This is a genomic window from Hydrogenophaga sp. GW101-3F08 (assembly GCF_059424585.1).
Genome location: NZ_JBWKZP010000008.1, coordinates 1 through 23,354 on the forward strand (window position 1 = coordinate 1; position 23,354 = coordinate 23,354).

General features: G+C 65.1%; 22 protein-coding genes. 4 read left to right on the top strand and 18 right to left on the bottom strand.

What is annotated here, in order from left to right:
- The first annotated feature begins 625 nt into the window (after window positions 1-625).
- Window positions 626-1,720, top strand: a complete 1,095-nt coding sequence (locus tag AC07YZ_RS18675) for an SMP-30/gluconolactonase/LRE family protein (RefSeq protein WP_494795841.1) — start codon at window positions 626-628, stop codon at window positions 1,718-1,720.
- Between the two features lie 100 nt (window positions 1,721-1,820).
- On the opposite strand, the gene AC07YZ_RS18680 is transcribed toward AC07YZ_RS18675, so the two are convergent.
- From AC07YZ_RS18680 to AC07YZ_RS18715, 8 genes are all read right to left on the bottom strand, one after another.
- On the bottom strand, window positions 1,821-2,726 hold the full coding sequence (locus AC07YZ_RS18680) for an SDR family NAD(P)-dependent oxidoreductase (RefSeq protein ID WP_494795842.1): 906 nt from the start codon (window positions 2,724-2,726) through the stop codon (window positions 1,821-1,823).
- 39 nt (window positions 2,727-2,765) lie between these two features.
- Complete coding sequence (gene kce / locus AC07YZ_RS18685) at window positions 2,766-3,707, bottom strand: 3,5-dioxohexanoate:acetyl-CoA acetone transferase (protein ID WP_494795843.1); 942 nt, start codon at window positions 3,705-3,707, stop codon at window positions 2,766-2,768.
- A 37-nt stretch (window positions 3,708-3,744) separates the two neighbouring features.
- Window positions 3,745-4,464 carry an ABC transporter ATP-binding protein gene (locus tag AC07YZ_RS18690; RefSeq protein WP_494795844.1) on the bottom strand — a complete coding sequence of 240 codons (720 nt, stop codon included), beginning with the start codon at window positions 4,462-4,464 and terminating at the stop codon, window positions 3,745-3,747.
- The gene (locus AC07YZ_RS18695) at window positions 4,461-5,216 is read right to left on the bottom strand and encodes an ABC transporter ATP-binding protein (RefSeq protein ID WP_494795845.1); all 756 of its coding nucleotides are present in this window, start codon (window positions 5,214-5,216) and stop codon (window positions 4,461-4,463) included. Before AC07YZ_RS18695 ends, AC07YZ_RS18690 begins: the two co-directional genes overlap by 4 nt.
- Window positions 5,213-6,493 (bottom strand): branched-chain amino acid ABC transporter permease, encoded by a 1,281-nt coding sequence (locus tag AC07YZ_RS18700; protein ID WP_494795846.1) that lies wholly within the window; start codon window positions 6,491-6,493, stop codon window positions 5,213-5,215. Before AC07YZ_RS18700 ends, AC07YZ_RS18695 begins: the two co-directional genes overlap by 4 nt.
- Window positions 6,494-6,497: 4 nt before the next feature.
- On the bottom strand, window positions 6,498-7,439 hold the full coding sequence (locus tag AC07YZ_RS18705) for a branched-chain amino acid ABC transporter permease (RefSeq protein ID WP_494795847.1): 942 nt from the start codon (window positions 7,437-7,439) through the stop codon (window positions 6,498-6,500).
- A gap of 125 nt (window positions 7,440-7,564) precedes the next feature.
- Entirely contained in the window at window positions 7,565-8,803 is a 1,239-nt protein-coding gene (locus AC07YZ_RS18710) for a branched-chain amino acid ABC transporter substrate-binding protein (protein WP_494795848.1), read from the bottom strand.
- A 49-nt stretch (window positions 8,804-8,852) separates the two neighbouring features.
- A complete protein-coding gene (locus tag AC07YZ_RS18715) occupies window positions 8,853-9,644 on the bottom strand; it encodes an SDR family oxidoreductase (protein ID WP_494795849.1) in 792 nt (263 codons plus the stop codon).
- Between the two features lie 244 nt (window positions 9,645-9,888).
- Here AC07YZ_RS18715 and AC07YZ_RS18720 point away from each other — a divergent pair, with 244 nt between their 5' ends.
- Window positions 9,889-11,886 carry a helix-turn-helix domain-containing protein gene (locus tag AC07YZ_RS18720; RefSeq protein ID WP_494795850.1) on the top strand — a complete coding sequence of 666 codons (1,998 nt, stop codon included), beginning with the start codon at window positions 9,889-9,891 and terminating at the stop codon, window positions 11,884-11,886.
- A gap of 480 nt (window positions 11,887-12,366) precedes the next feature.
- Window positions 12,367-12,951 (top strand): ImmA/IrrE family metallo-endopeptidase, encoded by a 585-nt coding sequence (locus tag AC07YZ_RS18725; RefSeq protein WP_494795851.1) that lies wholly within the window; start codon window positions 12,367-12,369, stop codon window positions 12,949-12,951.
- Window positions 12,952-13,326: 375 nt separating this feature from the next.
- Here AC07YZ_RS18725 and AC07YZ_RS18730 read toward each other — a convergent pair whose 3' ends face one another.
- The 8 genes from AC07YZ_RS18730 to AC07YZ_RS18765 form a co-directional block, all read right to left on the bottom strand.
- Window positions 13,327-13,632: an acylphosphatase gene (locus tag AC07YZ_RS18730; protein ID WP_494795852.1), complete on the bottom strand. Its 306-nt coding sequence runs from the start codon at window positions 13,630-13,632 to the stop codon at window positions 13,327-13,329.
- Window positions 13,629-14,294: a hypothetical protein gene (locus tag AC07YZ_RS18735; protein WP_494795853.1), complete on the bottom strand. Its 666-nt coding sequence runs from the start codon at window positions 14,292-14,294 to the stop codon at window positions 13,629-13,631. Before AC07YZ_RS18735 ends, AC07YZ_RS18730 begins: the two co-directional genes overlap by 4 nt.
- Window positions 14,291-15,274, bottom strand: a complete 984-nt coding sequence (locus AC07YZ_RS18740) for an MbnB/TglH/ChrH family RiPP precursor modification enzyme (protein ID WP_494795854.1) — start codon at window positions 15,272-15,274, stop codon at window positions 14,291-14,293. Before AC07YZ_RS18740 ends, AC07YZ_RS18735 begins: the two co-directional genes overlap by 4 nt.
- A 16-nt stretch (window positions 15,275-15,290) precedes the next feature.
- On the bottom strand, window positions 15,291-15,509 hold the full coding sequence (locus tag AC07YZ_RS18745) for a hypothetical protein (protein ID WP_226490642.1): 219 nt from the start codon (window positions 15,507-15,509) through the stop codon (window positions 15,291-15,293).
- Window positions 15,510-15,902: 393 nt separating this feature from the next.
- Window positions 15,903-16,958, bottom strand: a complete 1,056-nt coding sequence (locus tag AC07YZ_RS18750) for a bifunctional nicotinamide-nucleotide adenylyltransferase/Nudix hydroxylase (protein WP_494795855.1) — start codon at window positions 16,956-16,958, stop codon at window positions 15,903-15,905.
- A 5-nt stretch (window positions 16,959-16,963) separates the two neighbouring features.
- On the bottom strand, window positions 16,964-18,664 hold the full coding sequence (locus tag AC07YZ_RS18755) for an NAD+ synthase (RefSeq protein ID WP_494795856.1): 1,701 nt from the start codon (window positions 18,662-18,664) through the stop codon (window positions 16,964-16,966).
- A complete protein-coding gene (pncB, locus tag AC07YZ_RS18760) occupies window positions 18,661-19,863 on the bottom strand; it encodes a nicotinate phosphoribosyltransferase (protein WP_494795857.1) in 1,203 nt (400 codons plus the stop codon). Before pncB ends, AC07YZ_RS18755 begins: the two co-directional genes overlap by 4 nt.
- 23 nt (window positions 19,864-19,886) lie before the next feature.
- Window positions 19,887-20,750 carry a cysteine hydrolase family protein gene (locus tag AC07YZ_RS18765; protein ID WP_494795858.1) on the bottom strand — a complete coding sequence of 288 codons (864 nt, stop codon included), beginning with the start codon at window positions 20,748-20,750 and terminating at the stop codon, window positions 19,887-19,889.
- Window positions 20,751-20,859: 109 nt separating this feature from the next.
- On the opposite strand from AC07YZ_RS18765, the gene AC07YZ_RS18770 reads away from it, so the two are divergent.
- Window positions 20,860-21,576, top strand: coding sequence for an NUDIX hydrolase (locus AC07YZ_RS18770; protein WP_494795859.1), 717 nt, complete (start codon window positions 20,860-20,862; stop codon window positions 21,574-21,576).
- A 7-nt stretch (window positions 21,577-21,583) separates the two neighbouring features.
- Here AC07YZ_RS18770 and AC07YZ_RS18775 read toward each other — a convergent pair whose 3' ends face one another.
- Together AC07YZ_RS18775 and AC07YZ_RS18780 are read right to left on the bottom strand one after the other, a co-directional pair.
- Window positions 21,584-22,870: an O-acetylhomoserine aminocarboxypropyltransferase/cysteine synthase family protein gene (locus AC07YZ_RS18775; RefSeq protein ID WP_494795860.1), complete on the bottom strand. Its 1,287-nt coding sequence runs from the start codon at window positions 22,868-22,870 to the stop codon at window positions 21,584-21,586.
- A gap of 11 nt (window positions 22,871-22,881) precedes the next feature.
- Window positions 22,882-23,343, bottom strand: a complete 462-nt coding sequence (locus tag AC07YZ_RS18780) for a CoA-binding protein (protein ID WP_494795861.1) — start codon at window positions 23,341-23,343, stop codon at window positions 22,882-22,884.
- Window positions 23,344-23,354 lie beyond the last annotated feature (11 nt).

Below are 23,354 nucleotides of genomic sequence, written 5' to 3' on the forward strand. Positions count from 1 at the left end.
CGCGAAATGAACTCAACTCTGATCGCGGCGGATTCAGCCCGGCTCCACGGTGCGGGTCAAAACCGAGTTTTTCAACACAATTGGCTGGTTGCGGTCAGTCAGATTCTTCGGTCGACCGACAACTTTGATCTTGACCGGTTGTTGGTCTGACCTTCACCTCCAACGGTTGCAGGATCAGTCTTCGAATGCGTTGGAGTTCACACTGCATGGCTGCAATGGCCATAACGGTGGAAATGCACACCCACTTGGCTGCAACTCATCCCCGCAGCGCATGGACCATGACAACGGCCGATTCACCGTGTAGTGGCGCGTTTTCTCAAATGCTCAACCAACTGCCGAATCGCGGCGGATTGCTCCTAGGGCCATTCGGGTAATGATGACGCACTCCCTTTGGGCCCAATCATCAGACAAAGGCCCAAACTAGGGAGCTTGCTTTGCTATGCCCCACAACTCCATACAGCGGTTTTTGACCACAGCTGTCATAACGCGCTGAGCTTCCTGGCAACAACACAAAACGGACAATCGTTATGTGTGCAACACACATTGGATCGGAGTTGCGATCGCGAGAGACTGAGGAGGCCCCCATCAAGGGCTCATTCATAAATTTCACGACCAAGGAGACTCAGTGAACCCTATCGCACTCAAAACGCCGCCATCTTTGGCGGGTGAACGCCTTACTCGGCGCGACTCTCTCACACGTGTGCTGCAGTTGGTTGGGATGGCATCTGGAGGGGCCATGCTTTGCGGCGGTGTGTCCCATGCTGCGGCCGCCACCAGTTCGCTACGCTACACACCAGGGCTGAATGTGCCCTTCCCCGTCCCGGCCAGCGAGCGAGGGCTGCAGACGGTGGTTGCTGAACCGTACTTTCAAGTGTCGCCCAAGGGTCTGCAACTTGAGGCTGCGTCGTTCGACCGACAGGGCAACCTCCTGTTTGTGGATGTGTTCGGTGGGACCATCTTCAAGCTCACCCCAAAGAAGCAGTTGAGCACGGTCTATCCGGCGAACACCCTGGGATCGGCCGGCATCGCCATTCACAAGGACGGACGCTTGTTCGTCGCCGGGCTTGGCAACTTCAAGGACACCGGCAGCATTTTCTCGATGAATCCGGATGGTACGGGGCTGGTCACTGTGGTGCCGGCAAGCGCGGGCTATCTGCCAGACGATCTGGTCTTCGACAAGCATGGGGGGTTCTACTTCACGGACTTCCGCGGCGATACCAACAACCGTATCGGTGGCGTCCACTACGTCGCACCCGACATGAAGACGATCACGCCGATCCTCACGGGCATGGCTATCGCCAACGGCGTCTGCCTGAGCCCGGACGGCGAAGTGCTGTGGGCCACCGAATTGGCGGCCGGACAATTGCGCCGCGTGGAGATGAGCGGGCCGACGACCATCGCCCCGTTCGGGACCGCTACACCGTACTACTTCAACGGCTTTGCGCCCGATTCGATGCGCTCGGATCGCGATGGGAACGTGTATGTAGCGATGTACTCGCAGGGTCGCGTTTTGGTATTCAACAAGAACGGCATCGCCATCAGTCAGATCCTGCTGCCCAAACGCGACCAAGGCCACAACATGCGATCGACCAGCGTCGGGTTCTTCCCGGACAGCGATGAGTTGGTGATTCTCACCAACGATGGCAACAACGGCGAAGGATCGTGGATCTTCAAGGCGAAAGGATTCGCGAAGGGCACGATGCTTTACTCGCACCAGTAAATGCCTCGGCAATAGAAAATGACCCTTGTGACGGGAAACCGTCGCAAGGGTCTGCTTCCTTTTTGTCGAGCGGTGTCATCGGCGCTCGGGGGGCTTGGCTTTACCCAAGGCGCGCTTTGTCCACGCCTGCCTTGGTCAACTCATGCTTGTATTGTTCCCAGCCAGATGCAGGTACGACTTCATTGGTGCGGTCTTGGAGTTGACCGAGTTGACTGCGCACCACATGCGCTGCGTCGTGAGCCTCGTCCACATGAATGCCTTGCGTCATGGTGATGTGGGCGCACTCGAAACTGGAGGCTCCAGCCAGGAGAATCATGCGGGTGGGGGCGTCATCGGCCACCAGTGCGATAAGGCCCGGACTGACCTTTTCAGGGGCCAATCCAGCCAAGTCCGCATCGGACAGGATGCCTTCGGTCATTCCGGTGGCGGCGCTTGGGGCCAGGCAGTTGACACGGATGTCGTGCTTCATGCCTTCCAACGCCAGTGTCTGCATGAACCCGACCAGGGCCATCTTGGCCGCACCATAGTTGGCCTGTCCGAAGCTGCCGTAAAGGCCAGATGACGAGGTGGTCATGACGATGCGACCGTGACGTTGTTCCCGCATCAGTTCCCATACCGCCTTGGTGCAGTGAACCGATCCCATGAGATGCACCTCCAGCACCCAACGGAAGTCGTCGAGCGACATCTTGGCAAACGACTTGTCGCGCAGAATGCCTGCGTTGTTGACCAGGATGTCGACCCGACCCCAGGCGTTCACCGCTTGGGCCACCATGGCCTGCATCTGCTCGAACTTCGTCACATCGCCACCGTTGAGCTGGGCCTCGCCGCCGCGGCGGACAATTTCTTCGACCACCGCACGTGCGCCCGAACCTTCGCGTTCGCCCCCCAGGTCGTTCACCAGCACGCGCGCGCCATGGCGCGCCAGCTCCAGCGCATGGGCGCGACCCAGGCCACCACCCGCACCGGTCACGATGGCCACTTTGTTCTGCAAAACCTTGTTGTTCATGTCTTGGTTGATCCGTTGATTGTTGGTTTGAAAGGAGGGTCAGAAGGCCACGGCCTGCGCGCCCTTGAGGCCGAGCATCGCGCGCGCTTCAGCGGGCGTAGCCACTTCCAGCGAGAGTTCATCAAGAATGCGGCGGATCTTGAGCACCTGCTGTGCACAGGACTGCGCCAATTGGCCGCGGCCCAGGTACAGGCTGTCCTCCAGGCCCACGCGCACATGGCCGCCCATGACTGCGCCCATGGTCAGCAACGGCATCTGGTGGCGCCCGGCGCCCAATACCGAGAAGCGGTAGCCCTTGCGCCCAAACAGGCGATCGGCGGTGTTGCGCATCACGCAGAGGTTCTCCGGGTCCGGCCCCAGGCCGCCCAGGATGCCGAAGATGCACTGGATGAACAGCGGCCCCTGGACCAGGCCCTCGTCCACGAAGTGGGCCAGGGTGTACAGATGGCCCACGTCGTAGCACTCGAACTCAAAGCGCGTGCCGCAGTCCTCGCCCAGCACTTTCAGGATGTGCTTGATGTCGGCAAAGGTGTTGCGGAAGATCAAGTCCTCCATCCCTTCGATGTAGGGCTTCTCCCAGGCGTGCTTCCACAGCTGGATCTTGCGTGCGGCGGTGTGGATGGAGAAGTTCATTGACCCCATGTTCAGCGAACACATCTCTGGCTGAGCCTGCAGGGGGTAGGCCAGTCGATCAGAAAGTGTCATGCGGGTGCTGCCGCCGGTGGTGATGTTGATCACTGCATCGGTGGCCGCCTTGATGCGCGGGACGAACTGGTCGAACACCTTGGGGTCGGCCGTGGGGCTGCCATCGGCCGGGTTGCGGGCATGCAGGTGCAGGATGGCAGCACCCGCATGCGCGGCTTCAATTGCCTGTTCGGCGATCTGATCGGGTGTGAGCGGCAGGTGTGGCGACATGCTGGGCGTGTGCACCGAGCCGGTGACCGCGCAGGAGATGATGACCTTGTTTGGATGCTTGTCCATGGGGGCGTTCGAGTGAATGAATGGGATGTGTTCTGGCTTAGACCGCCAGCCAGTCGGCCAGCAGTTGTTCGTCGGCCATCAGGGCCTGTGGCGTGCCCTCGAAAACGATGCTGCCGTGGCCCATGACGCAGACGCGGGTGGACACCTTCAGGGCGATGGCCAGCTTCTGCTCGACCAGCACCACCGAGACGCCGCGGCGGTGCATGTCCTGGATGCACTCGCCCACGGCGGCCACGATCTTGGGCGCCAGGCCTTCGGTGGGTTCGTCGATCAACAGCACCAGCGGATTGCCCAGCAGCGAGCGGCAGATGGTCAGCATCTGCTGCTCACCGCCCGAGAGGCTGCCGGCCAGGGTGTTGCGGCGCTCCTTGAGGCGCGGGAAGTAGTCGAACATCTGCTCGACGGTCCACCGCACCGAGTCGCCCACCGTGGGCTGTTCGCCCATGCGCAGGTTCTCGTCGACCGTGAGGTTGGCGAATACCTCGCGCTCCTCGGGCACATAGCCCAGGCCGGCGCGGCAGATGTGAAAGGGCCGCTGACCCGAGAGTTCGCGCCCTTGAAGCTGGACACTGCCGCTGCTGGGTGTCACCAGACCCATCAGCGCCTTGAGCGTGGTCGAGCGGCCTGATCCGTTGCGCCCGAGCAGGCTGAGCACCTCATTGCGCCGAACCTGCAACGAGACGCCGTGCAGGATGTGGCTCTTGCCGTAGTGCGCGTGCAACTGGTCCACGCTCAGCAGGGTGTTGTGCTGGTTCATGCCGCCACCTCCTCGCCCAGATAGGCTTCCTTCACTGCAGCGTTCTCACGGATCTGGTCGGGTGTGCCGGTGGCGATCACCTGACCGTAGACCAGAACGCTGATGCGGTCGCTGATGGAGAAGACCACCTGCATGTCGTGTTCGACGATGAGCAGGGCGCGGCCTTGCGTGACCTCGCCAATCAGCTGCGCGGTGTAGGTCGTTTCCTCGTTGGACATGCCGGCCATGGGCTCGTCCAGCAGGATCACCTGCGGGTCCGAGGCCAGCGTCATGGCAATCTCCAGCGAACGCTGCTCCGAGTACGACAGCTCGGCCGCCAGCATCTGCGCCTTGGCCTGCAGGCGCACCTGCTCCAGCAGACGCTCTGTCTGCTCGCGCACCCGCCGGTTGCTGTCGATGAAACGCCAGAAGTTGAACTGCAGGCCGTGCGAGCGCATGACCGCCAGTCGCAGGTTCTCGAACACCGTGAGCTTGGGGAAGATGTTGGTGATCTGGAACGAGCGCGCCAGGCCCTGGCGGTTGATCGCCTGGGGCGATTGGCCATCGATGCGCCGACCGTTGAGGACGATTTCGCCGGCGCTTGGCTTGAGGTTGCCAGAGATCAGGTGAAACAGGGTGGACTTGCCGGCGCCGTTGGGGCCAATGAGGGCGTGGCGCTCCTGCGGGCGCAAGTTCAGCTCGACGCCGCGGATGATCTCGGTGGGCCCGAAGGACTTCTTCAGGCCGCGCAGGGACAGAATGGATTCGCTCATGCGGACTCCTGAACGGTGGCGGTGGAGGGGCCTGTCGGTGTAGCGTCGTGGATGGCCAGCAACTGGCGGCGTGTGAAGAGCACGCACGCAGCGCCTGCAGCCAGCAAGGCCAGCGGCACGAGCCAGGTGCTTGGCGCGGCGGGAGCCCAGTCCACGCCATGCAGCGTGATCGCCGGCCAGGCTGCGTCCGGGTCGGCCGGCAGCAGGGCGCGGTAGTCGCGCGAGAACAGGCGGCGCAGCACCTCCACCGAGAAGGCGGTGCCACTGCCCAGCAGCCCCACCGCGCCGGCAAAGCCCAGCAGCACCGGCAGCAGCCGCCAGAAACCGACGCGGCGCCACAGCAGCAGCGAACCGCTGAACAGCCCGGCCAAACCCTGGGGCATGAACATCATGACCACCACGAACAGGATGCCTTGGTAGAGCAGCCACGACTGCGTGAGGTCCGAGACCGCATAGCCGAAGAAGGTCATGAGCGCTGCGCCCAGCGCCGGGCCAAAGAAGGTGCTCACGCCACCGATGTAGGTGTTGAGCACCGCAGCGGCCGAGAGCGTTCCCTCGAAGAGCACGTAGTTGGCCGCTTCGTTGTTGATGACCTGCAGGCCGCCGGCTATGCCCGAGAACATGGCGGACACGGAGAACACCAGCACGCTGAGCTTGTGTGTGTCGTAGCCCAGGAAGGCCAGGCGGTGGCGGTTCTCGCGCAGGCCCATGGCCAGGCGACCGACCGGGGTGCGCGTGAACAGGTACAGCAGCAGCAGAGAAACCAGCACCCAGGCCAGCGTGAGGTAGTACACCTCGGTGGTGGCGCCGAAGGTGAACCCCATCGACGGCATGCGCATACTGGAGACCCCGGCCTCGCCGCCGAAAACGCTCTTGAGGTGCGGCGCCAGCGAGTGCAGCAGCTCGGCGATGGCCAGGGTGATCATGGCGAAGTAGGTGCCGGTGCGCTGAGTGGAGAACCAGCCCGCCACCAGGCCCAGCAGCAAGCCAGCGGCCGCGCCGGCCAGCGGCAGCAACGGCGTGGGCAGCAGCCCGGCGCCACCTAGCGCGTTCATGGCGTGTACCGTGGCAAAGGCGCCGATGCCGAAGTAGGCCGCGTGACCGAAGGACAGCATGCCGGCCTGACCACAGACCACGTTGAAGGCCGAGGCGAACAGAGCCGCGATCAGCATCTGGATGGCCGCGTTGAGCAGTCCCATGGACAGCAGCCAGGGCAGACCCGCCAGGATGGCCACACCCAGGCCCAGGCTGATGAAGACAAACTTGCGTGCGTTCATGGCATCAACCCTTCTCACCCATGAGACCCGAGGGCCGGACCAGCAGCACCAGCAACATCAACGCAAAGGGCAGCGTGGCCGCCAGGCTGGAGAGCTTGAGCGTGAGCAAGCCGCCGATGCCTTGCGCCCACTCGCGGGCGCCGACCACCGCCAGCATGTCGGCCAGGCTGGCGTCCACCGCCACCGCCAGCGATGTGATCAAACCGATCAGCAGCGAGGCCAGCATCGCGCCTTCGAGCGAGCCCAGACCGCCGACCACCACCACCACAAAGACCATCACGCCCAGTTCCAGCGCCATGTTGGGGTTGGTGGTGTAAAAGGCGCCAGCCACCGCCCCGGCCAGTCCGGCCAGTGCGGCGCCCACGCCAAAGACACTCATGAAGACCAGCGGCACGTTGTGGCCCAAGGCTTCGGCCATGCGCGGGCGGTAGATGGCCGAGCGCACCACGATGCCCACGCGGGTGCGGGTGAGCAGCAGGTAGATCAGCACGAACATGGCCACCGCCACGCCGCCCATGAACAGGCGGTAGGCCGGGTAGCTGGCCGTGCCGATGCTGAAGGCCGGGAAGTCCAGGAAGGCGGGCAACCGGTGGTTGACCGGAAAGTTGCCGAAGAAGAGCTTGATCAGCTCGGCGATGATGAAGGACAGGCCGAAGGTCAGCAGCAGTTCGTGCGCATGGCCGTGGTGGTGCACGCGGCGCAGGAAGTAGCGCTCGACGACCACGCCGACGAACCCCACCAGCACCGTGGCAGCCACCAGCGCCAGGCCAAAGCCCAGCGCGTCGCTCAGCGCATAGGCGAAGTAGGCGCCCAACATGTAGAAGGACGCGTGGGCGAAGTTGAGCACGCCCATCATGCCGAAGATGAGTGTCAGGCCCGCCGAGACCATGAACAGCAAGAGGCCGTAGATGGTGCCGTTGAGCAGGGAAACGATGAGGGTGTCCATGTGTGTGGGCGTCCCAGCAAAAAGTGGAGGCCGCGACAGGGCCCGCAGGCGCCCGTCGGCGGGCCGATGTCAAAGAAGAAAAAGGAAGAACGGCGCTGCCAGGGGCCCGAAGGGCAGAGCTGCCGTCAGCTGGGACGCTGCATCTTGCAGCTGGCCTGCGCTGGCGTTGCGGCCTCGGCCGCCGTGAAGCGCTTGACCGGCTTGAAGCCCATGCCGGTGTTGTCCGCCTTGTACTTGGCGTCCTTGGCCACGGTGGAGACCACCATCGGCAGCAGCGCCTGGTGGTCGTCCGCGCGCATGGCCAACTCGCCCATGGGCGTGCTGACCCTGGTGGACTCGAGAGCGCGCGCGAAGGCGTTCACGTTGAACTGGCCGCCCGCGGCCGGCACCTTCTTGAGCGCTTCGCCCACCATGGCCAGGCCAAAAATCGTCTGGGCGTCGGTGGCTACTGGCAACGAGCCGGTCTTGGCGCGGAAATCGGCAGCGAACTGGTCGCCTGCAGCTCCACCGGCTTCGGCGTTGAAGGCATGGGCGATGAAGTGCCCGATGGCGAGCTCACCCGCGTTGGCGATGTTGCCAGGCTGGTCCAGAAATGTGGTGGCAAAGCGTGCCTTCAGGCCTGCTGCCTTGGTGGCCTTCATCAGCAGCAGCAGATCGTTGGACCAGTTGCCGGTCATGACGGTGTCGACCTTGGCGGCATCTATCTTGGCCACGTAGGGTGCAAAGTCCTGAATCTTGTTGGTGTCGTGCAGCGTCTTTTCGATCACCTGGTAGCCGCCCAGGCTGGCGTTGTCGGCGATGGCCTTCTCCATATCCTGGCCCCAGGAGTAGTTCTGGTTGATCGAATACACGCGCTGGCCCAAGGAACCCGCTTCCTTCATCGCCAGCACCAGTGCCTTGGTGCGTATTTGCGCGTTGCCACTGAAACGGAAGTGGTGGAAATGGCACTTTTCGCCGGTCAGCTCCAGCGCCTCGGCGCCCACGTTGAGGTAGACCACCTCTTTGCCCGGGTTGCGCAGGTTGTGCTTGCGCACGTCTTCGGTGATCTGTCCGCCCACGGCCGATGAGGCACCCTGCAGGACCATGTGCACGCCGTCGGCGATGGCGGCCTTGAGCTTGTCGGCTGCGCCGGTCGGGCCACCTTGATTGTCGTATTCCATCAGCTGCACCGGCTGGCCGTTCCAGCCGCCTTGCGCGTTGATGCGGTCGATGGCGTAGCGCGCGGCCGTGCGGTACAGCAGGCCGGAGGCGGCCTGCGGACCCGAGAGCGTTTCGATCACGCCGATCTTGACGGTCTGGGCAGAGGCGGCGCCACTGACAGCGAAGCAGGCTGCGGTAACACCGGCTATTTGGAACAGTTTCATGAAGTCTCCTTGTATTGACACGGGGAAAGGCGTACCGCTGGCGGGTGCGTCACAGGTACTCGAGGTTGCCGTCCACGCTGATGGCCTGGCCGGTGATGTTCTGGGCAGCGGGGGAGCTGAGGAAGAGCGCAGTCGCTGCCACGTCGTTGGCGGTGACCATGCGGCGCAGCGAGATCTTTTTCAGGTATTCGTCTCGCATGGCGTCGACGCTGAGACCGGTGGTGGCCGCCCGGGCGGCGATCACGGCGTTCATGCGATCACCCTCCACCACACCGGGCAGGATGGCGTTGACCCGCACACCCTGCGGCCCGAGTTCGATGGCCAACGATTTCATGAGACCGATCACAGCCCACTTGGTCGCGGCATAGGGTGTGCGATAGGCATAACCCAATCGACCCGCCACCGAACTCATGGCAATGATGGAGGGGTTGGCGTTGGACTGCCTGAGCAGTGGCACAGCCCTTCGCGCAAACAGATACTGACTGTTGAGGTTGACGTTTACCGTGCGTTGCCACTGATTGGCGTCGAGCTCGTAGATCGGGCCCGTGGGACCAGCGATCCCTGCGTTGTTGACCAGCACATCCAGTCCCCCAATGGTCCCGATCACATCCTCAAAGACCAGGTCCACATCGCGTTCGACCGACGCGTCGGCCACGCTGGCGGTAACCGCGGGGAGCTCGTTGGCCAAGCGGTCAATGGCCGCCCGGTCGATGTCGCACACATGGACGCGAGCGCCAGCCTCGCTGAACGCGCGAGCAATGGCGGCACCAATGCCGCTGGCACCAGCAGTCACCAGCACGCGCAGGCCGGGTGGGGGAACAAGGGAGTTCAGGATGGTCATGGCTGATCGATTGGGCTGTGCGGGTTGTGTCGGCAGTCTTCGAGACTGCGCGGCACGACTAGACTGTCCCGGATCGGGAAGGCTTGGTCTATGTATGAGGCACACAGATTTCCGCTTGATCTGATGTGGTTCATGCACTCAGTGAAAACCCTTGGTAACCTGAGGTCAGAAGGGATTCACCTGTGACATCTGATCTGCTAGCCTGCGCGAAATTTGAGCAACCACCTTTTCGGAAGTGCCGAGCATGTCCAATGGCCCCGTGGTCAACACACCCGAGCGGATCGGTGAAGCTCTCATAGCGCTCCTGCACGGAGGCGCCTCTGCGGAACAGCTGGCTTCCCGCATGGCGCAGGTAGAAGCCTTGCCGCCTGACACTCCGAACAAGTCGCATCTGGTCGAACTGGTGCGGATGACCATGGCTGTGCATCACCGACTGGACATGCAGCAGCAGAGAGAGAGCGGGATGCTGGCTGTGATTGAGTCTGCGCGCGACCTTTCCAGTCGACTGGATTTACCTGAACTGTTGAAGGCTGTGGTTTCTCGCGCACGACGCTTGCTGGGTTCACAAGTTGCTTGGCTCTCGGCCTACGACGCCAGTCTGGACGCGTTCCATGTACTCACCACCGATGGCGCCCTTGCGAGCAGTACCGGTCAGATGATGGCAACCGGTGACGTCGGCATCGTCAGCGTGGTGCTGAAGACTCGATTGCCTTTCACCACGTCCGACTACCTGAACGACACCCGGTTCTCCCATGCCCCGCAATTCGACGCAACCTTTCGCGACGAAGGCATTTCATCGTTGGTCGGCGTTCCCATGCTTTGGGAAGGTGAGGTGATCGGCGTGTTGTTCGTGGCAGACCGATACCACCGAGCCCATACCGCGCATCACATCTCCATCCTTTGCACCCTGGCCACGCATGCGGCAGTGGCCATCAAGAACGCCATGGCATTTGAAGAGGCTCGTTCCGCGCTGCGCAGTGCCGAGGCGGTGCGTGCGAAGCTTGAGCGCCACACGTTGGAGGTTCAGTTGGCAGCGGAGGCGCACGATCAACTGACCAGCCTGCTTGCGCGCGGCGCCCCGTTGGCTGCGATTTGCCAGTCGGTGGCTCAGATCATGCGTGGAGCTGTTCTGGTGCTTGACGAAGCTGGTGAAGTCATCGGTCGAGGTACGAGTGAGCAGTACAGCGGATCGGGAGCTGCGGCCTACCACCCGCACGGGGAACACAGTGAGGCGCTGCTTCAGGCGCAGGGCGAAAGTCGCCACACCGGACGCTCGGTGGTGGCGTTCGAAGCGGATGGGGAGACGTGTCGATTGAACGCCGTCATCGGAGGCAACGACGTGCTTGGCACCATGCTGTTGTTTCGAAGCGAGGCGCTGGACAGCGTGGCCATTCGCACCTTCGAACGCAGTGCCAGCATCATCGGCATCGTGCTGCTTTCGCGCGAGCGCGTCGAGGCTTCTCAGAATCGCGATCAGTCGAGCTTGCTTCGCGATCTGCTCTCGCCTCGACAAGATGACCTGGTTCGGCTAAGTGATCGAGCCGAGCGCTTTGGCGTTGATCTGCATCGCCCTACCTCCATCATCCTGCTGGAGTCACGTGCAGCGGATGTCGCTCTCCTGGCACGGAGGCTGCGTGCCATTCAAGGGTTGCCCCGGGCCCTTTATGACAATGTCGATGGCGTGCTGACCGTGCTGTGTGCCACGTCGCGGGTCGACGAAATGCGACGGGAAGTGGAGGCTCTGGCCCGGCAGCACTTTGGTCCGGCTTTCCTCGGTGTGGCGTCAAGACCTATCGCTCAGGTCTCCGATATTGCGGTATTGAACGCAGCGCTGCGGCGCGCGCTACCGGTGGTGGCACGCATCGGCGCCCAAGGTCATGTGATCGGACAAAGTGAACTGGCGCTGTATTCCACGCTTTTCGAAACACACGATCAAACAAGCCTGCATACGTTTTTTGAGAGTCACATTGGCGCGCTGATCGCTTATGACAAAAAAAGAGGAACGGAACTGGTGTCTACATTGCTGAGCTACTTCGACTGCAATCAGAACGCCAAGGTCGCAGCCGATCGCCTGGGCATCCATGTCAACACCATGCGTCAGCGGTTGAGCACCGCCGAGGGGCTGATCGGACATTGGGGCAACGCCTTGCGCGCGCTGGAGATTCAGGTGGCGTTGCGGCTGTGGGTGCTCAGCCCCGCTTCAGCCGATGTCGCTCACCCCAAGCAGAGTAGTCAACGCTGAGGCCACCATCGCCAGTCATGCCACTGGCCCAGCAGCACAACAGATGTCCTCCATGGATCATGGGTTGTCCCCTGCATATACGCCATTCTTGGAATGCGAGGAGAGCACCGCGCCCCGTGCGGTTGCATTCCGCAGATCAGCGATTGGATAGCGCTAGCGAACCAGCCGAAAGCAATGCCCAGAACCGCCCACCTCAGCGGACGGAGACATCGAAGGGGATGCGGGCGACGGCGCTTCATGGGGCTGCTCGGGACATGTCTTACGTTGAATGTCACCATTGCGCATCCGCCCGTACACATCTGCCCAGCGGGCGACCTTAGGCGGCGCGCCGGCGAGGTCCTCCAGTGAAGCCGCGCCTGGCGATCGAAACGCGTTGTGCTGCTTGAAACGGTCAGCGATCAAGCAGGACAGTGCGCGAGCCTTGGGAGAACTCATCCTAGCGGCGCAGCGCGCCATACTGGAAGAAGAACAAGACGGCTGATGGTGTTCGAGCGCGGTTTCAAGACGTGGTGTGAGAAATACTCAGTCCAACGGCGACAGGACTTGGGCTTGGGCTTGGGCTTGGCTGCGCACGATCCGTTGGATGCGCGCAAGCTCGCCAATCACTTGGGAATCCGCGTGTGGACTCCTGAAGAGGTGCCAGGGCTGAGAGCAGAGTCACTGGCTGTCCTACTGCGAAGCGACGGCGTCACGCCGAGCTGCTGGTCTGCAGTCACGCTGGTCATGGGACCACGCCAGGTCATCATCTTGAATTCGTCGCATAGCGCTGGCCGTCAGTCCAGTGATCTGATCCACGAGCTGTCCCACATCATTCGTGGCCATGCGGCACAAGAGGTCGAGGTCTCCGAAGAGGGAATGATGCTTTTGCGGGACTACGACAAGCAGTACGAGGATGAAGCTGACTGGCTCGCTGGGTGTCTGCTTCTTCCGCGCGAAGCGCTGTTGCATATCAAGCGACGTAGGATGGAGCCTGAAGAGGCAGCTTCGCTGTACGGTATCAGTCAGCGCATGCTGAGCTACCGATTGGCAGTCACTGGTGTTGGTCGACTCGCCGCGATGTCTTGAAGGTAAGTGCTACGACTTGACCTGCCTCGAAATGCCGATCAAGGCCTCTGCACGGAACTCGGAGCGTATTCACTTGGTGAAGTCCGTTCAGGCTTCACCACAATGCGGGCGTACAGTTCAAAGGTGGTCTGGACAGGAGGTGTGGCGGGAACTCGGCTCGCAACGCAGATCGACCGTTCCGCGCCGAAAATGAGCCGTCACGTTTTTTCCACTTGTCTTGGCATGGATCCCGGCTTTCTTCACGATCTGTGTCACACGGGACTTGATCGCTGACAAGGTTGCTGAAAGACCCCTTGAAGATCAACGGATCACTTTTCACATTCCCTGTCACCCGACAATTGCAGCGCGATGTCGGCACAGGAGGCTCCGGGCGGCCTACACCGTCTCCCGCTGCTCAAACCCCTCAAACACCCCCTCGGCCTCACCCAGCACCACCCCATCCACCCGCGCCCCGCTCGGACCGCGCTGCGCCCAGTCGATGAGCGCCTGTACCGCCCACGCCGGGCCTTGGGCCACGGCTTCCACGCTGCCGTCCAGCCGGTTGCGCACCCAGCCCATAAGGCCCAGGCGCCGGGCTTGCTCGGTCATGTGCCAGCGGTAGCCCACGCCCTGCACGCGGCCGGTGATGCGCAGGTGGCGGGTGAGGGTGGTGCGGGTGTCGTCGGAGGGATGAAGGCTCATGGTCTGCTTCGGGCGCACGCGGATGTGGGCGATTGTCCTCCGGCGCGGTGGCGCCGCAGTGGGCCTGTCGGTACGTCGCCGGCTCCGTCTTGAAGCACCCACTGCGCCTGGCCCTGGCCGTCGAGCGTGCCGACGGCGGTGCAGGGCCGCAGCGGTACGCCCAGGGGCGTTTTGCCCTGGGCGAGTGGGCCCAGGAGCTTGCTGGGGTCGTGCTCGAAGCGCACGGTCTGGGCAGGGGCCTCGCCGGTTCGTGCGCGCTGGAGTTCGAGGTGAGCACGCTCGAAGCCGACCACTTCGTGCAGGTACTTCGAATGCGTGGGCTGCGCCAGGAGGAAGTCGCAGAACTCGATCGCTTCGGGCAGGAAGTAGAAGCTGCGCGGCGGATGCAACGCCCAGAACCGGGCGACGGCGGTGTGGAGCCGGGTGCCCTGCAGCAAGGCGCAGGTCAGCGGCAGCAAGGCCCGCAGCTTGCCAAACCGGAACCCCTTGTGGAGCGTGTGATTGATGTCCAGGCCGGGGCTGGCCGCGATGTGCCACAGGCGCTGGCGCTCGCGCGCGTCAAGGTCCGCATCGACGGGAAAGCCGCTGGCTTGCACACGTTGGCGGAACGCGGGGTCGATGACGAGCTGGGCCATGAGGCTCTGGAAGGTGGCGGCGCTCACTGGACGACCCCCTCCGTGCTGCGCACCGCGGGGCTGAGCGCCTTCGGAACGGCCGGTCGGCGGGCGGCCATGGGCTTGGCCGCGGCGCGAGGGGGACGCGGGCTCTGGCATTGTTGCCACAGCTGTCTGAGGCGGCGCAGATCGGCGCGCACGCGCTGTTCACCCACCACCTCGAACCAGGAGCCGAAGAGCTCGAAGACCACGGCGCCGACGTTCGGGCAGCGGGGAAGCACGTGTTCGAGCAGGGCCCACACCGGGTCGGCCACGGCGCCGCTGTGGGCGTCGAGGTAGAAGCCGTCGAGCACCATGCCGTCGGCCACGTGGATCTCGCCCACCTGGCGCAGGTCGAGTTCGTCGACGAACGCGACGGCGTCGAAGCCGTGGTTGACGGCGTTGGTGTAGACGTTGTGCAGGTCGAGCAGCAGGCCGCAGCCGCACTGGTGGCACAGCGCGTTGAGGAAACGGGCTTCGTCCATCTCGGCATCCGGGATGTCGAAGTAATAGACGTTGTTTTCCAGCAGGAAGGGGGTGGGCACAGCGGCCTTGACCCGTGCGACGCGTGGCTTGAGCCGATCGAGCGTGGCCTGGTCGCGCGGCAGGGGCAGGGTGATGCCGACATTGACGGCGTCGCCGCCGTGGTCAGCGATGTGGAAAGCCAGGTGGTCGCTGTGCCAGGGGAAGCGCATGCGCTGGTGCCAGCGCTGCAGCTGGGCCAGGTGCTGCGCGTCGAAATGGGTGGCGCTTCCGATGGACATGCCGATGCCATGGGGGATCACGGGCAGGGTGCGGGCCACGCCATCGAGCCAGGCAAGGTGTTCGGTGTCGTCGAGGTAGCGCGGGCACTGGCCCGGGCCGAGGTCGGTCCAGAGGATGTCCGGAACGACCTCGACCATGTCGAAGTCGCCGCCAGGCTGCTCGATCAGGCCTTTGAGCGGGGCCTGGAAGGCCACGCCCACGCCGAGCTTGGGCAAGGCTTGCATGGCAGCTCCCCGGCGCTCAGCGGAAGCGGCCGTTGACGATGTCTTCGAAGACAAACCGGTCCAGCCCCGAGAGGCAGGGCCGGCAACCCTTGATGCCCGGGAGTTCGGGGATGGTGAGGGTCTGCTTGAGCACATCGACGATCTTGTCGAAGGGCATGTCGCTGGGCAGCGCGACGCGCAGCTCGCGCACCTGGGGGACTTTCTTGCTGGGACGGACGGCAGTCTGTGTGACCATGGGGTTCTCCTGCGGGTTGAGGGCGGGCCGCTCCGGGCTGGGGCGGCTGGTCCATGCTGGAGCCCCCACCGGGCAACGTCATCCCTTGCCTTGATGAACGCGGGCCGTTTGCGCCCCTCCCATGGGGGACGTCGCACGGCGCTCCCTCCACCGGCAGCCGAATCCGCTTTCCATGTCGCCGGCGCACCGTCCCGGCGCACGCAGCGGCGCGGGGTGGCGGCGATGGCGAACAGCTCGTACAGGCCAACGTCGACGATCCGGCGGCGGATGCCTCGCAGGCCCAGGCCCGCCGTCATGCCAGCACCCGCGCCGGGTGACCCTCGGCCCGCAGCGCCGTGGCCCTGTTTTCGGGCGCGATCGTGCGGGCGCGGCCAACCTGGAGATAGCGGTGTGTCATGCGGTCAGGCCCAGGAAGCTGTCGAGGATGTGGAAGTGGTCGTCGTGGAAGCGGTCTTCCATCGCGGCGAGCTCGCCGATCGGCACCCAGGCGGCGGACAAGGCGTCGTCACTGCCGCTCACCTCGGGCAGGCGGCGCGCGCCCAGATCGAAATGGTGGGCGTGGGTGATGACGCGGCCGCGCTGGCTGCGGTCCGGGTGGTCGAACACGCGCACGCCTTTGAGCGCATGGGCGATGTCGCCAGGCAGCAGGTGCAGGCCAGTTTCTTCCTGCAGCTCGCGCAGGGCCGACTGGTAGACCGTCTCGCGCTGCTCCAGAAAGCCGCCGGGCAGCGCGTACAGGCCCTTGCCGGGCGCGCGGCCGCGCACGATGAGCAGCACGTGGCCCGCGCATTCGATCAGCGCGTCCACGGTGACGAAAACGGGCGGGTAGGGCGCGCGGGCCCAGAGGGCGCGTTCGCTGCGCAGGCTGGCCCACTCGGCCGCGAGCTCGCGGTAGCAGGGCAGCTGTGCCCAGGCGCGCAGGAAGCCGAGCGTGGACGGCGGCGCCTGGCTGACCAGGGCCGCGAGCGCGGGCTCCAGCGGCTGGCCGGCGGCGCCGAAGAAGGCGTCGCGCAAGGTGCTGGAGTGCATGTCGCCCTGGCTGCCCACGTCGTCGAGCAGCCAGCCGGGGAAGTCGCTCAGGTACTCGCTGGTGGCGTCTTTGCGGTGGCCCACGAGCACGGTCTGGCCCGCGGGCAAGTCGCCCAGTTGCGCCCGCACGCCCTGGCGCACCGCGGCGACCCAGCGCCGTCCATCGAAGTAATCGCGCACGGGAACGAAGCCCACGCGCTCGGCTTCGTCGTTCGACAAGGCCAGCCGGATCATCTCGACGCGCTCTTGCCAGGTGAACGGGTTCTTGGGCGTGCGCGCCTGGAACGCGGAGCCGATGACGATGACCACGCGCGGCGCGAGCAACAAGGCGCGGCGAATGACAGCGAGCTGGCCGTGGTGCAGGCCCTGGAAGCGGCCGATGCAGACGGCGCCGGTGAATTTGTGTTCGGTGGCGTTCATGGTGTTCAAAAATGTTGCGCGGCGATGGGCATCTGACGGCCCGAGCCAAAGGCGCGGGCCCGCACGCGGATGACGGGCGGGGCCTGGCGGCGTTTGTACTCGCTGCGCGCAACCATTCGGCGGATGCGGTCCACCAGCGCGGCGCCGTCGGGCCGGTGCACGAGCCGGGCCACAAAGGCCTCGACCTGTTCGCGTTCCTCGTGGACCAGGCCGTGGCCTTCGATCAGGTGCTTGAGCACCTCGTCGAGCACCTCGTAGGGCGGCAGGCTGTCGGTGTCGCGCTGGTCGGGCGCGAGCTCGGCCGAGGGCGGCTTCTCGATGATGGCGCGCGGGATGATCTCACGGCCCGAGGCCTCGTTCAGGTGGCGCGCGAGCGCGAAGACCTCGGTCTTGTAGAGGTCGCCGATGAGGCCGAGGCCACCGTTGGTGTCGCCATACAGCGTGCAGTAACCGACCGACATCTCCGACTTGTTGCCGGTGGTGAGCAACAGGTGGCCCCAGGTGTTGGAATATTCCATGAGGACGGTGCCGCGGATGCGGGCCTGCAGGTTCTCCAGCGCCAGGCCTTGCAGCGGCGCGCCGAAGGCGGCTTCAAAACCAGCGCTGTAGCCCCGCACGAGATCGGCAATCGAGTGGCGGTGCAGGCGCACGCCGAGGCCGTCGCACAGGGTTTGCGAGTCGTCCACCGAACCGGCCGACGAGAACACCGAGGGCATGGTGATGGCGGTCACGCGCTCCGGGCCAAAGGCTTGCGCCGCCAGCGCGAGGGTGATGGCCGAGTCGATGCCGCCGGACGAGCCGACCACCGCCTGCGTGAAGCCGCAGCGGCGCGCGTAGTCGCGCAGGCCGAGCACGATCTGCTGGCGGTAGAAGGCCATGGTGGGCAGGCCGTCAGCGGGCACGGCGGGCAGCGGCTCGCCGTCGGCGGCCTTGAAGCCGTGGGCGTCGATGCGCAGCGTGGTCACGTCTTCCTCGAAGCGGCGCGCTTCGAACACCACGCCCGCCTTGGGGTCGACGGCGAAGGACGCGCCGTCGTAGACCAGCTGGTCGTGGCCGCCGACCTGGTTCACGTACAGGATGGGCAGGTGGTTGCGGTGGCTGGCGGCGGCGAAGATCTGGTGGCGCTGCTCGCGCTTGCCGATGTGGGACGGGCTGGCGTTGATGGAAATCACCAGGTCGGGCGCGGCATCGCGCAGGCGCTCGAACGGGTTGACGGCGTAGGCGCTGCCGTCGTCGTTCCAGCCGTCTTCGCAGATCAGGAAGCCCACCTGCGCGCCGCCGATGCGCAGCACCTTGGCCACGTCGGGGCCGGGCTCGAAGTGGCGGCGCTCGTTGAAGATGTTGTAGGTGGGCAGCAGCTGCTTGGCGTATTCGAGCAGCACCTCGCCGCCGCGCAGCACGCGCAAGACGTTGCGCAGCGGCTTGCCCGGGCCGGCGTGCGCCGCGGGCAGGCCTACCACCCAGTGCAGCGCGGGCATCTGGCGCGAGGCCTGGAGCAGGGCCGCGAAACCCGCCGCCACACGGGCCATGAACTGCGGTTCGTCGAGCAGGTCGCCGGGGTAGTAGCCGGTGAGCGAGAGTTCGGAGAACACGACCAGGTCGGCCGCGTCGTCGCGTGCGCGCTGGGCGGCGGCAATCATCTTGCGCACGTTGCCGTCCATGTCGCCGATGGTGACGTTGAGCTGGGCGAGGGTGATTTTGATCATGTGGCCTCCTGGAGGGTGGGCACCTTGAACACCTGGCGCAGATAGGCGAGAAAGGTCTGGTCGTCGCACAGGGTCTTGCCGGGCGAGTCGGAGAGCTTGGCCACCGGCTGGCCGTTGGCGCTGGTGAGCTTCATCACGATGTTGAGCGGCGTGAGGCCGACGTCGTTGCTCAGGTGGGTGCCGATGCCGAAGCCGAGCTGCGTGCGGTTGCCCAGCGCGTGGTAGAGCGCGAGCGCGCTGTCGATGGTGAGGCCGTCGGAGAACACGAGGCGCTTGGTGTGCGGGTCGATGCGCAGCTTCTGGTAGTGGTCCAGCGCCTTGTTCGCCCACACCAGCGGGTCGCCCGAGTCGTGGCGCAGGCCGTCGAAGAGCTTGGCGAAATAGAGGTCGAAGTCGGCGAGAAAGGCGTCCATGCCGACCACGTCGGTAAGCGCGATGCCGAGGTCGCCCCGATATTCCTGCACCCAGTCTTCGAGCGCGGCTTTCTGGAAGTCGCGCAGGCGCACGCCCAGCGCCTGATAGGTCTGCAGGTACTCGTGGGCCATGGTGCCGATGGGCACCAGGCCGAGATCGCGCGCCAGCAAGACGTTGGACGTGCCCTTGAAGAACTGCGGCACCTGGGCCTGGAACGCGGCCACGACCTCGCGCTGCCAGCGGCGCGAGAAGCGGCGGCGCACGCCGAAATCGAACAGCTCGAAGGGGTGGCGCAACGCGGGCTCGTTCCCCAGGTCGTTGAGCCGCTGGATCTTGGCCTGCAGGCGCAAACGCCCTTCGACTTCGGCCGCGGCACGGTCGAAGCGGCGGAAGTAGAGCTCGTTGACGATGGCGAGCACGAAGATCTCGAACGCCATCACGTGCACCTGCGGGCCGCGCGCCACGATGCGCAGGGCATCGCCCTCGGCGCGCGCTTCGATGAAGTTGCGCTGGAAGCGGAAGATGCGCAGGAAGTCGACGAAGTCGCTCTTGATGTAGCGCAGGCCGCCGATGTAGGCCAGCTCGTCTTCGCGAAAGCCGAGCGCGCACAGGGCGTCGAGTTCGGCGTTCACTTGGGGCAGCAGCTCGGCCAGCGAGTAGGCGGGCGGGTTGCGGCAGACGAAGCTGTATTCCGCCTGCGTCTGCGGGAAGCGGTGCAGCATGGTCTGCCACATCGTGAACTTGTAGAGGTCGGTGTCCAGCAGGCTGGTGATGACGGGTTCCATGAAGGCTCCTGATGCGGTTCCTGTCAGGCGTTGGCCTGAAGCAGAGGAAGGACCTGGGCGCAGGTGGCCAGGCGCGCGCCCTGGCGCTGCATATCGTCGAGGAAGGCCTGGGCCTGCGCTTCGAAGCCGGCCACCGGGCTCATGGCGTCGCTGACCAGCAGCAGCTTGTTCAGCTGGCGCGAGGGCAGGTATTGGGCGATGTGCTCGGTGGTGGCCTTCACGCAGTGGCTGCTGGCTTCGCCCGCGATGACGATGAGATCGGCCCGGTCCAGCTGCGCGATGAGGTCGCGGTTGAGCTGCGTGTCTTCATCGGCGGCGTCGGGCACCTCGGCCTGCATGGCGCTGTAGTGTTCGGTCCAGGGGTTGCTGCCCTTGGTGACTTTCTGCACCACGCCCAGGTGCTGGTCCTCCCAGCGGTTGTAGGCGGCCTTCACGGCGGGGTGCACGTTGTGGCCCCAGCTTCCGATCTCGCAGTGCACCGGCCACACCATGAGCGTGTAGCGGCCGGCCTGCTCCAGCGTGTCGAGGTAGGCGAGCGTGCGAGGCAGTGCGGCGGGGTCGCGCGGCGCATAGCTGCCGGCGCGCACCTGCGCGGCGGTGATGGCGGTGAAGGGGCTCACGGCCTCGCCCGCGCCGGTCTGCCAGAAAGTGGGGTGAGCGATGTCGTAGCGCTGGTGCGAGTCGAGCGTGACCATGATGCTGGAGAGGCCGGCGCCACCCGCGTCGATGAGCTCGGCCAGGCGTTGCATGTCGGCGTGGGCGCCGCTGACCGGGAGCGCGGGCGCGGCGGCGACGTTGCGCACTGGGTCAATACCGCGCCAGGCTTCGGGCAGGTCGCAGAAGTCGTTTTGCGGGTCGATGATCAGCAGGGCGATCTGGCGGTTCATGGGGTCCTCCTGGGTCGATGGTAGGGGAAATGGAAGGTTCTGGACTTTGAGTTGTACTGTACAACTTATATGGGTTGTATAGTACAACTCCATCAAACGGTGTCAAGACATGTCCAACCCGCGTGTGGTTTTCAAGGCAACGGACTTCGAGCGACCGCTGGTCACGGTCGACGTGGTCATCTTCACGGTGATCGCCGATCAACTCAGCGTGTTGCTGGTGCGCCGCCCCGAGGGCGAGGGCGAGCCCTTCCCGGCGCGCTGGGCGCTGCCTGGCGGCTTCGTGGATGTGGACCGCGACGCCTCGCTGCTGGCCTGCGCCGAGCGCAAGCTGCGCGACAAGACCGGCGTGGCCACGCCCTACCTGGAGCAGCTGGGCAGTTGGGGCGACGCGCGGCGCGACCCGCGCGGCTGGTCCACCACGCACGCGTATTTCGCGCTGATCGCACAGCCGGACACCGACCTTGGTGGGCCCCTCACCACCGAGTGGCTGCCCTGCGACCCCGCCGCGCGCAGGCGCCTGGCCTTTGACCACAACACCATCCTGAGCACCGCCATCGAGCGCCTGCGCAGCAAGGTGGAATACACCTCGCTGCCCGCCTTCCTGCTGCCCGAGCCCTTCACGCTGCCGCAGCTGCAACGGGTGTACGAGGTGGTGCTGGGCAGGCCGCTGGACAAGAGCGCGTTCCGCAAACGCATGCTGGATGCGGACTACCTGGAAGAAGTGTGCATGGTCACCGGCGACCACGGCCGCCCGGCCATGGGCTACCGCCTGCGCGAGCGCGACCACGCCACGGTGTTCCCGCGCACGTTCAAGTCGGGGGAGTGAGTGAGCCTCAGGCGCTGACCGCCCGCGCCAGCGCCTGGTCGATGTCCCAAAGGATGTCGTCGATGTGCTCCAGCCCCACCGAGATCCGCACCATGTCGGGCGGCACGCCGGCCGCCAGCTGCTGGGCCGCGTCGAGCTGGCGGTGGGTGGTGCTGGCGGGGTGGCTGATGAGGGTGCGGGTGTCGCCGATGTTGACGAGGTGGCTCATGAACTGCGCGCTCTCGATGAACTTCACGCCCTGCTCCAGCCCGCCTTTCACACCAAAAGCGAGCAGGCCGGAGGCGCCGCGCATCTGCCTTTTCATGAGGTCGTGCTGCGGGTGGTCGCTCAGGCCGGGGTAGTTGACCCAGCCCACGCGTGGGTCGTCTTTCAGGTACTGCGCCACGGCGAGCGCGTTGCTGCAATGGCGCTCCATGCGCAGCGGCAGCGTCTCCACGCCCTGCAGGATCTGCCAGGCGCTGGTGGGTGAGAGCGCGGCGCCGAAGACACGCAGGCCTTCCATGCGGCAGCGCATGGTGAAGCCGAAGTCGCCAAAGGTCTCGTAGAACCTCACGCCGTGGTAGCCCGGGCTGGGCTCGGTCATGCCGGGGAACTTGCCGTTGTCCCAGGGGAAGCGGCCGCTTTCGACCACCACGCCGCCGAGCGTGGTGCCGTGGCCGGCGAGGTATTTGGTGGCGCTGTGCACGACGATGTCGGCGCCGTGTTTCAGCGGGTTGCACAGGAAGGGGCTGGGCACGGTGTTGTCCACGATCAGCGGCAGACCGTGGGCGTGGGCGACGTCGGCCACGGCCGCGATGTCAAGCACGACCATGCTCGGGTTGCCCAGCGTTTCGGCGAACACGGCGCGCGTGTTGGGGCGGATGGCGGCGGCGAAGGCGTCGGGGCTGGTCGCGTCGACGAAGCTGGTTTCGATGCCGAACTTCTTGAGGTTCACCGCGAGCATGGTCACGCTGCCGCCGTAGAGCGCGCCGGCCGCCACCACGTGGTCGCCGGCCTGCAGGATGGTCATGAGCGCGAGCGCTTCGGCCGCCATGCCGCTGGCGGTGGCCACGGCCGCGCGGCCGCCCTCCAGCGCGGCCACGCGCTCTTCGAACGCCGCCACCGTGGGGTTGGAGAGGCGCGAGTAGACGTTGCCGAAGGTCTGCAGGTTGAACAGGCTGGCGGCGTGTTCGGCGCTGTCGAAGACGAAGCTGCTGGTCTGGTAGATCGGCAGCGCGCGCGCGCCGGTGGCGGCGTCGGGGATCTGGCCGGCGTGGATGGCGAGGGTTTCGGGCTGGAAGCGGCGGTCGGCCATGTCGGCAATCCTCAAACGGGGCGCTTGGCCGAAATGACCTGCGTGTTCACGCCGGCCCAGTGGAGCCCACCGAAGAGGCGCGCGTGTTCGATCTTGACGCAGCGGTCCCAGATCGAATCCATGCCCGCCGCGGTGGCGATGCGGTCGGCTTCCTCGCTCTTGAGGCCCAGCTGCTGCCACAGCGTCTTGGCGCCGATGGCGACGGCGCTGCGCGCGATCGCCGGGATCTCTTCTTCCTTACGGAACACGTCCACCATGTCCACCGGAAACGGAATGTCTTCCAGCCGCGCATAGCTCTTCTCGCCCAGGATGGCGGGATAGCGCGGGTTCACCGGCACGATGCGGTAGCCGTGTTCCTGCAGGTACTTGGCGGCGAAGTGGCTGGGCCGGTGCCATTCGGCCGAGAGGCCGACCACGGCAACGGTGTGGTCGCGCGCGAGGATGCGGCGCAGGGTGGGGATGTCGTCTTGCATGGTCACACACA

Bases quoted from the DNA above. Each gene is read 5' to 3' on its own strand.
- AC07YZ_RS18680 (WP_494795842.1), bottom strand. From the start codon at position 2,726: ATGAACAACAAGGTTTTGCAGAACAAAGTGGCCATCGTGACCGGTGCG.
- kce (WP_494795843.1), bottom strand. From the start codon at position 3,707: ATGGACAAGCATCCAAACAAGGTCATCATCTCCTGCGCGGTCACCGGC.
- AC07YZ_RS18690 (WP_494795844.1), bottom strand. From the start codon at position 4,464: ATGAACCAGCACAACACCCTGCTGAGCGTGGACCAGTTGCACGCGCAC.
- AC07YZ_RS18695 (WP_494795845.1), bottom strand. From the start codon at position 5,216: ATGAGCGAATCCATTCTGTCCCTGCGCGGCCTGAAGAAGTCCTTCGGG.
- AC07YZ_RS18700 (WP_494795846.1), bottom strand. From the start codon at position 6,493: ATGAACGCACGCAAGTTTGTCTTCATCAGCCTGGGCCTGGGTGTGGCC.
- AC07YZ_RS18705 (WP_494795847.1), bottom strand. From the start codon at position 7,439: ATGGACACCCTCATCGTTTCCCTGCTCAACGGCACCATCTACGGCCTC.
- AC07YZ_RS18710 (WP_494795848.1), bottom strand. From the start codon at position 8,803: ATGAAACTGTTCCAAATAGCCGGTGTTACCGCAGCCTGCTTCGCTGTC.
- AC07YZ_RS18715 (WP_494795849.1), bottom strand. From the start codon at position 9,644: ATGACCATCCTGAACTCCCTTGTTCCCCCACCCGGCCTGCGCGTGCTG.
- AC07YZ_RS18720 (WP_494795850.1), top strand. From the start codon at position 9,889: ATGTCCAATGGCCCCGTGGTCAACACACCCGAGCGGATCGGTGAAGCT.
- AC07YZ_RS18725 (WP_494795851.1), top strand. From the start codon at position 12,367: ATGGTGTTCGAGCGCGGTTTCAAGACGTGGTGTGAGAAATACTCAGTC.
- AC07YZ_RS18730 (WP_494795852.1), bottom strand. From the start codon at position 13,632: ATGAGCCTTCATCCCTCCGACGACACCCGCACCACCCTCACCCGCCAC.
- AC07YZ_RS18740 (WP_494795854.1), bottom strand. From the start codon at position 15,274: ATGCAAGCCTTGCCCAAGCTCGGCGTGGGCGTGGCCTTCCAGGCCCCG.
- AC07YZ_RS18745 (WP_226490642.1), bottom strand. From the start codon at position 15,509: ATGGTCACACAGACTGCCGTCCGTCCCAGCAAGAAAGTCCCCCAGGTG.
- AC07YZ_RS18750 (WP_494795855.1), bottom strand. From the start codon at position 16,958: ATGAACGCCACCGAACACAAATTCACCGGCGCCGTCTGCATCGGCCGC.
- AC07YZ_RS18755 (WP_494795856.1), bottom strand. From the start codon at position 18,664: ATGATCAAAATCACCCTCGCCCAGCTCAACGTCACCATCGGCGACATG.
- pncB (WP_494795857.1), bottom strand. From the start codon at position 19,863: ATGGAACCCGTCATCACCAGCCTGCTGGACACCGACCTCTACAAGTTC.
- AC07YZ_RS18765 (WP_494795858.1), bottom strand. From the start codon at position 20,750: ATGAACCGCCAGATCGCCCTGCTGATCATCGACCCGCAAAACGACTTC.
- AC07YZ_RS18770 (WP_494795859.1), top strand. From the start codon at position 20,860: ATGTCCAACCCGCGTGTGGTTTTCAAGGCAACGGACTTCGAGCGACCG.
- AC07YZ_RS18775 (WP_494795860.1), bottom strand. From the start codon at position 22,870: ATGGCCGACCGCCGCTTCCAGCCCGAAACCCTCGCCATCCACGCCGGC.
- AC07YZ_RS18780 (WP_494795861.1), bottom strand. From the start codon at position 23,343: ATGCAAGACGACATCCCCACCCTGCGCCGCATCCTCGCGCGCGACCAC.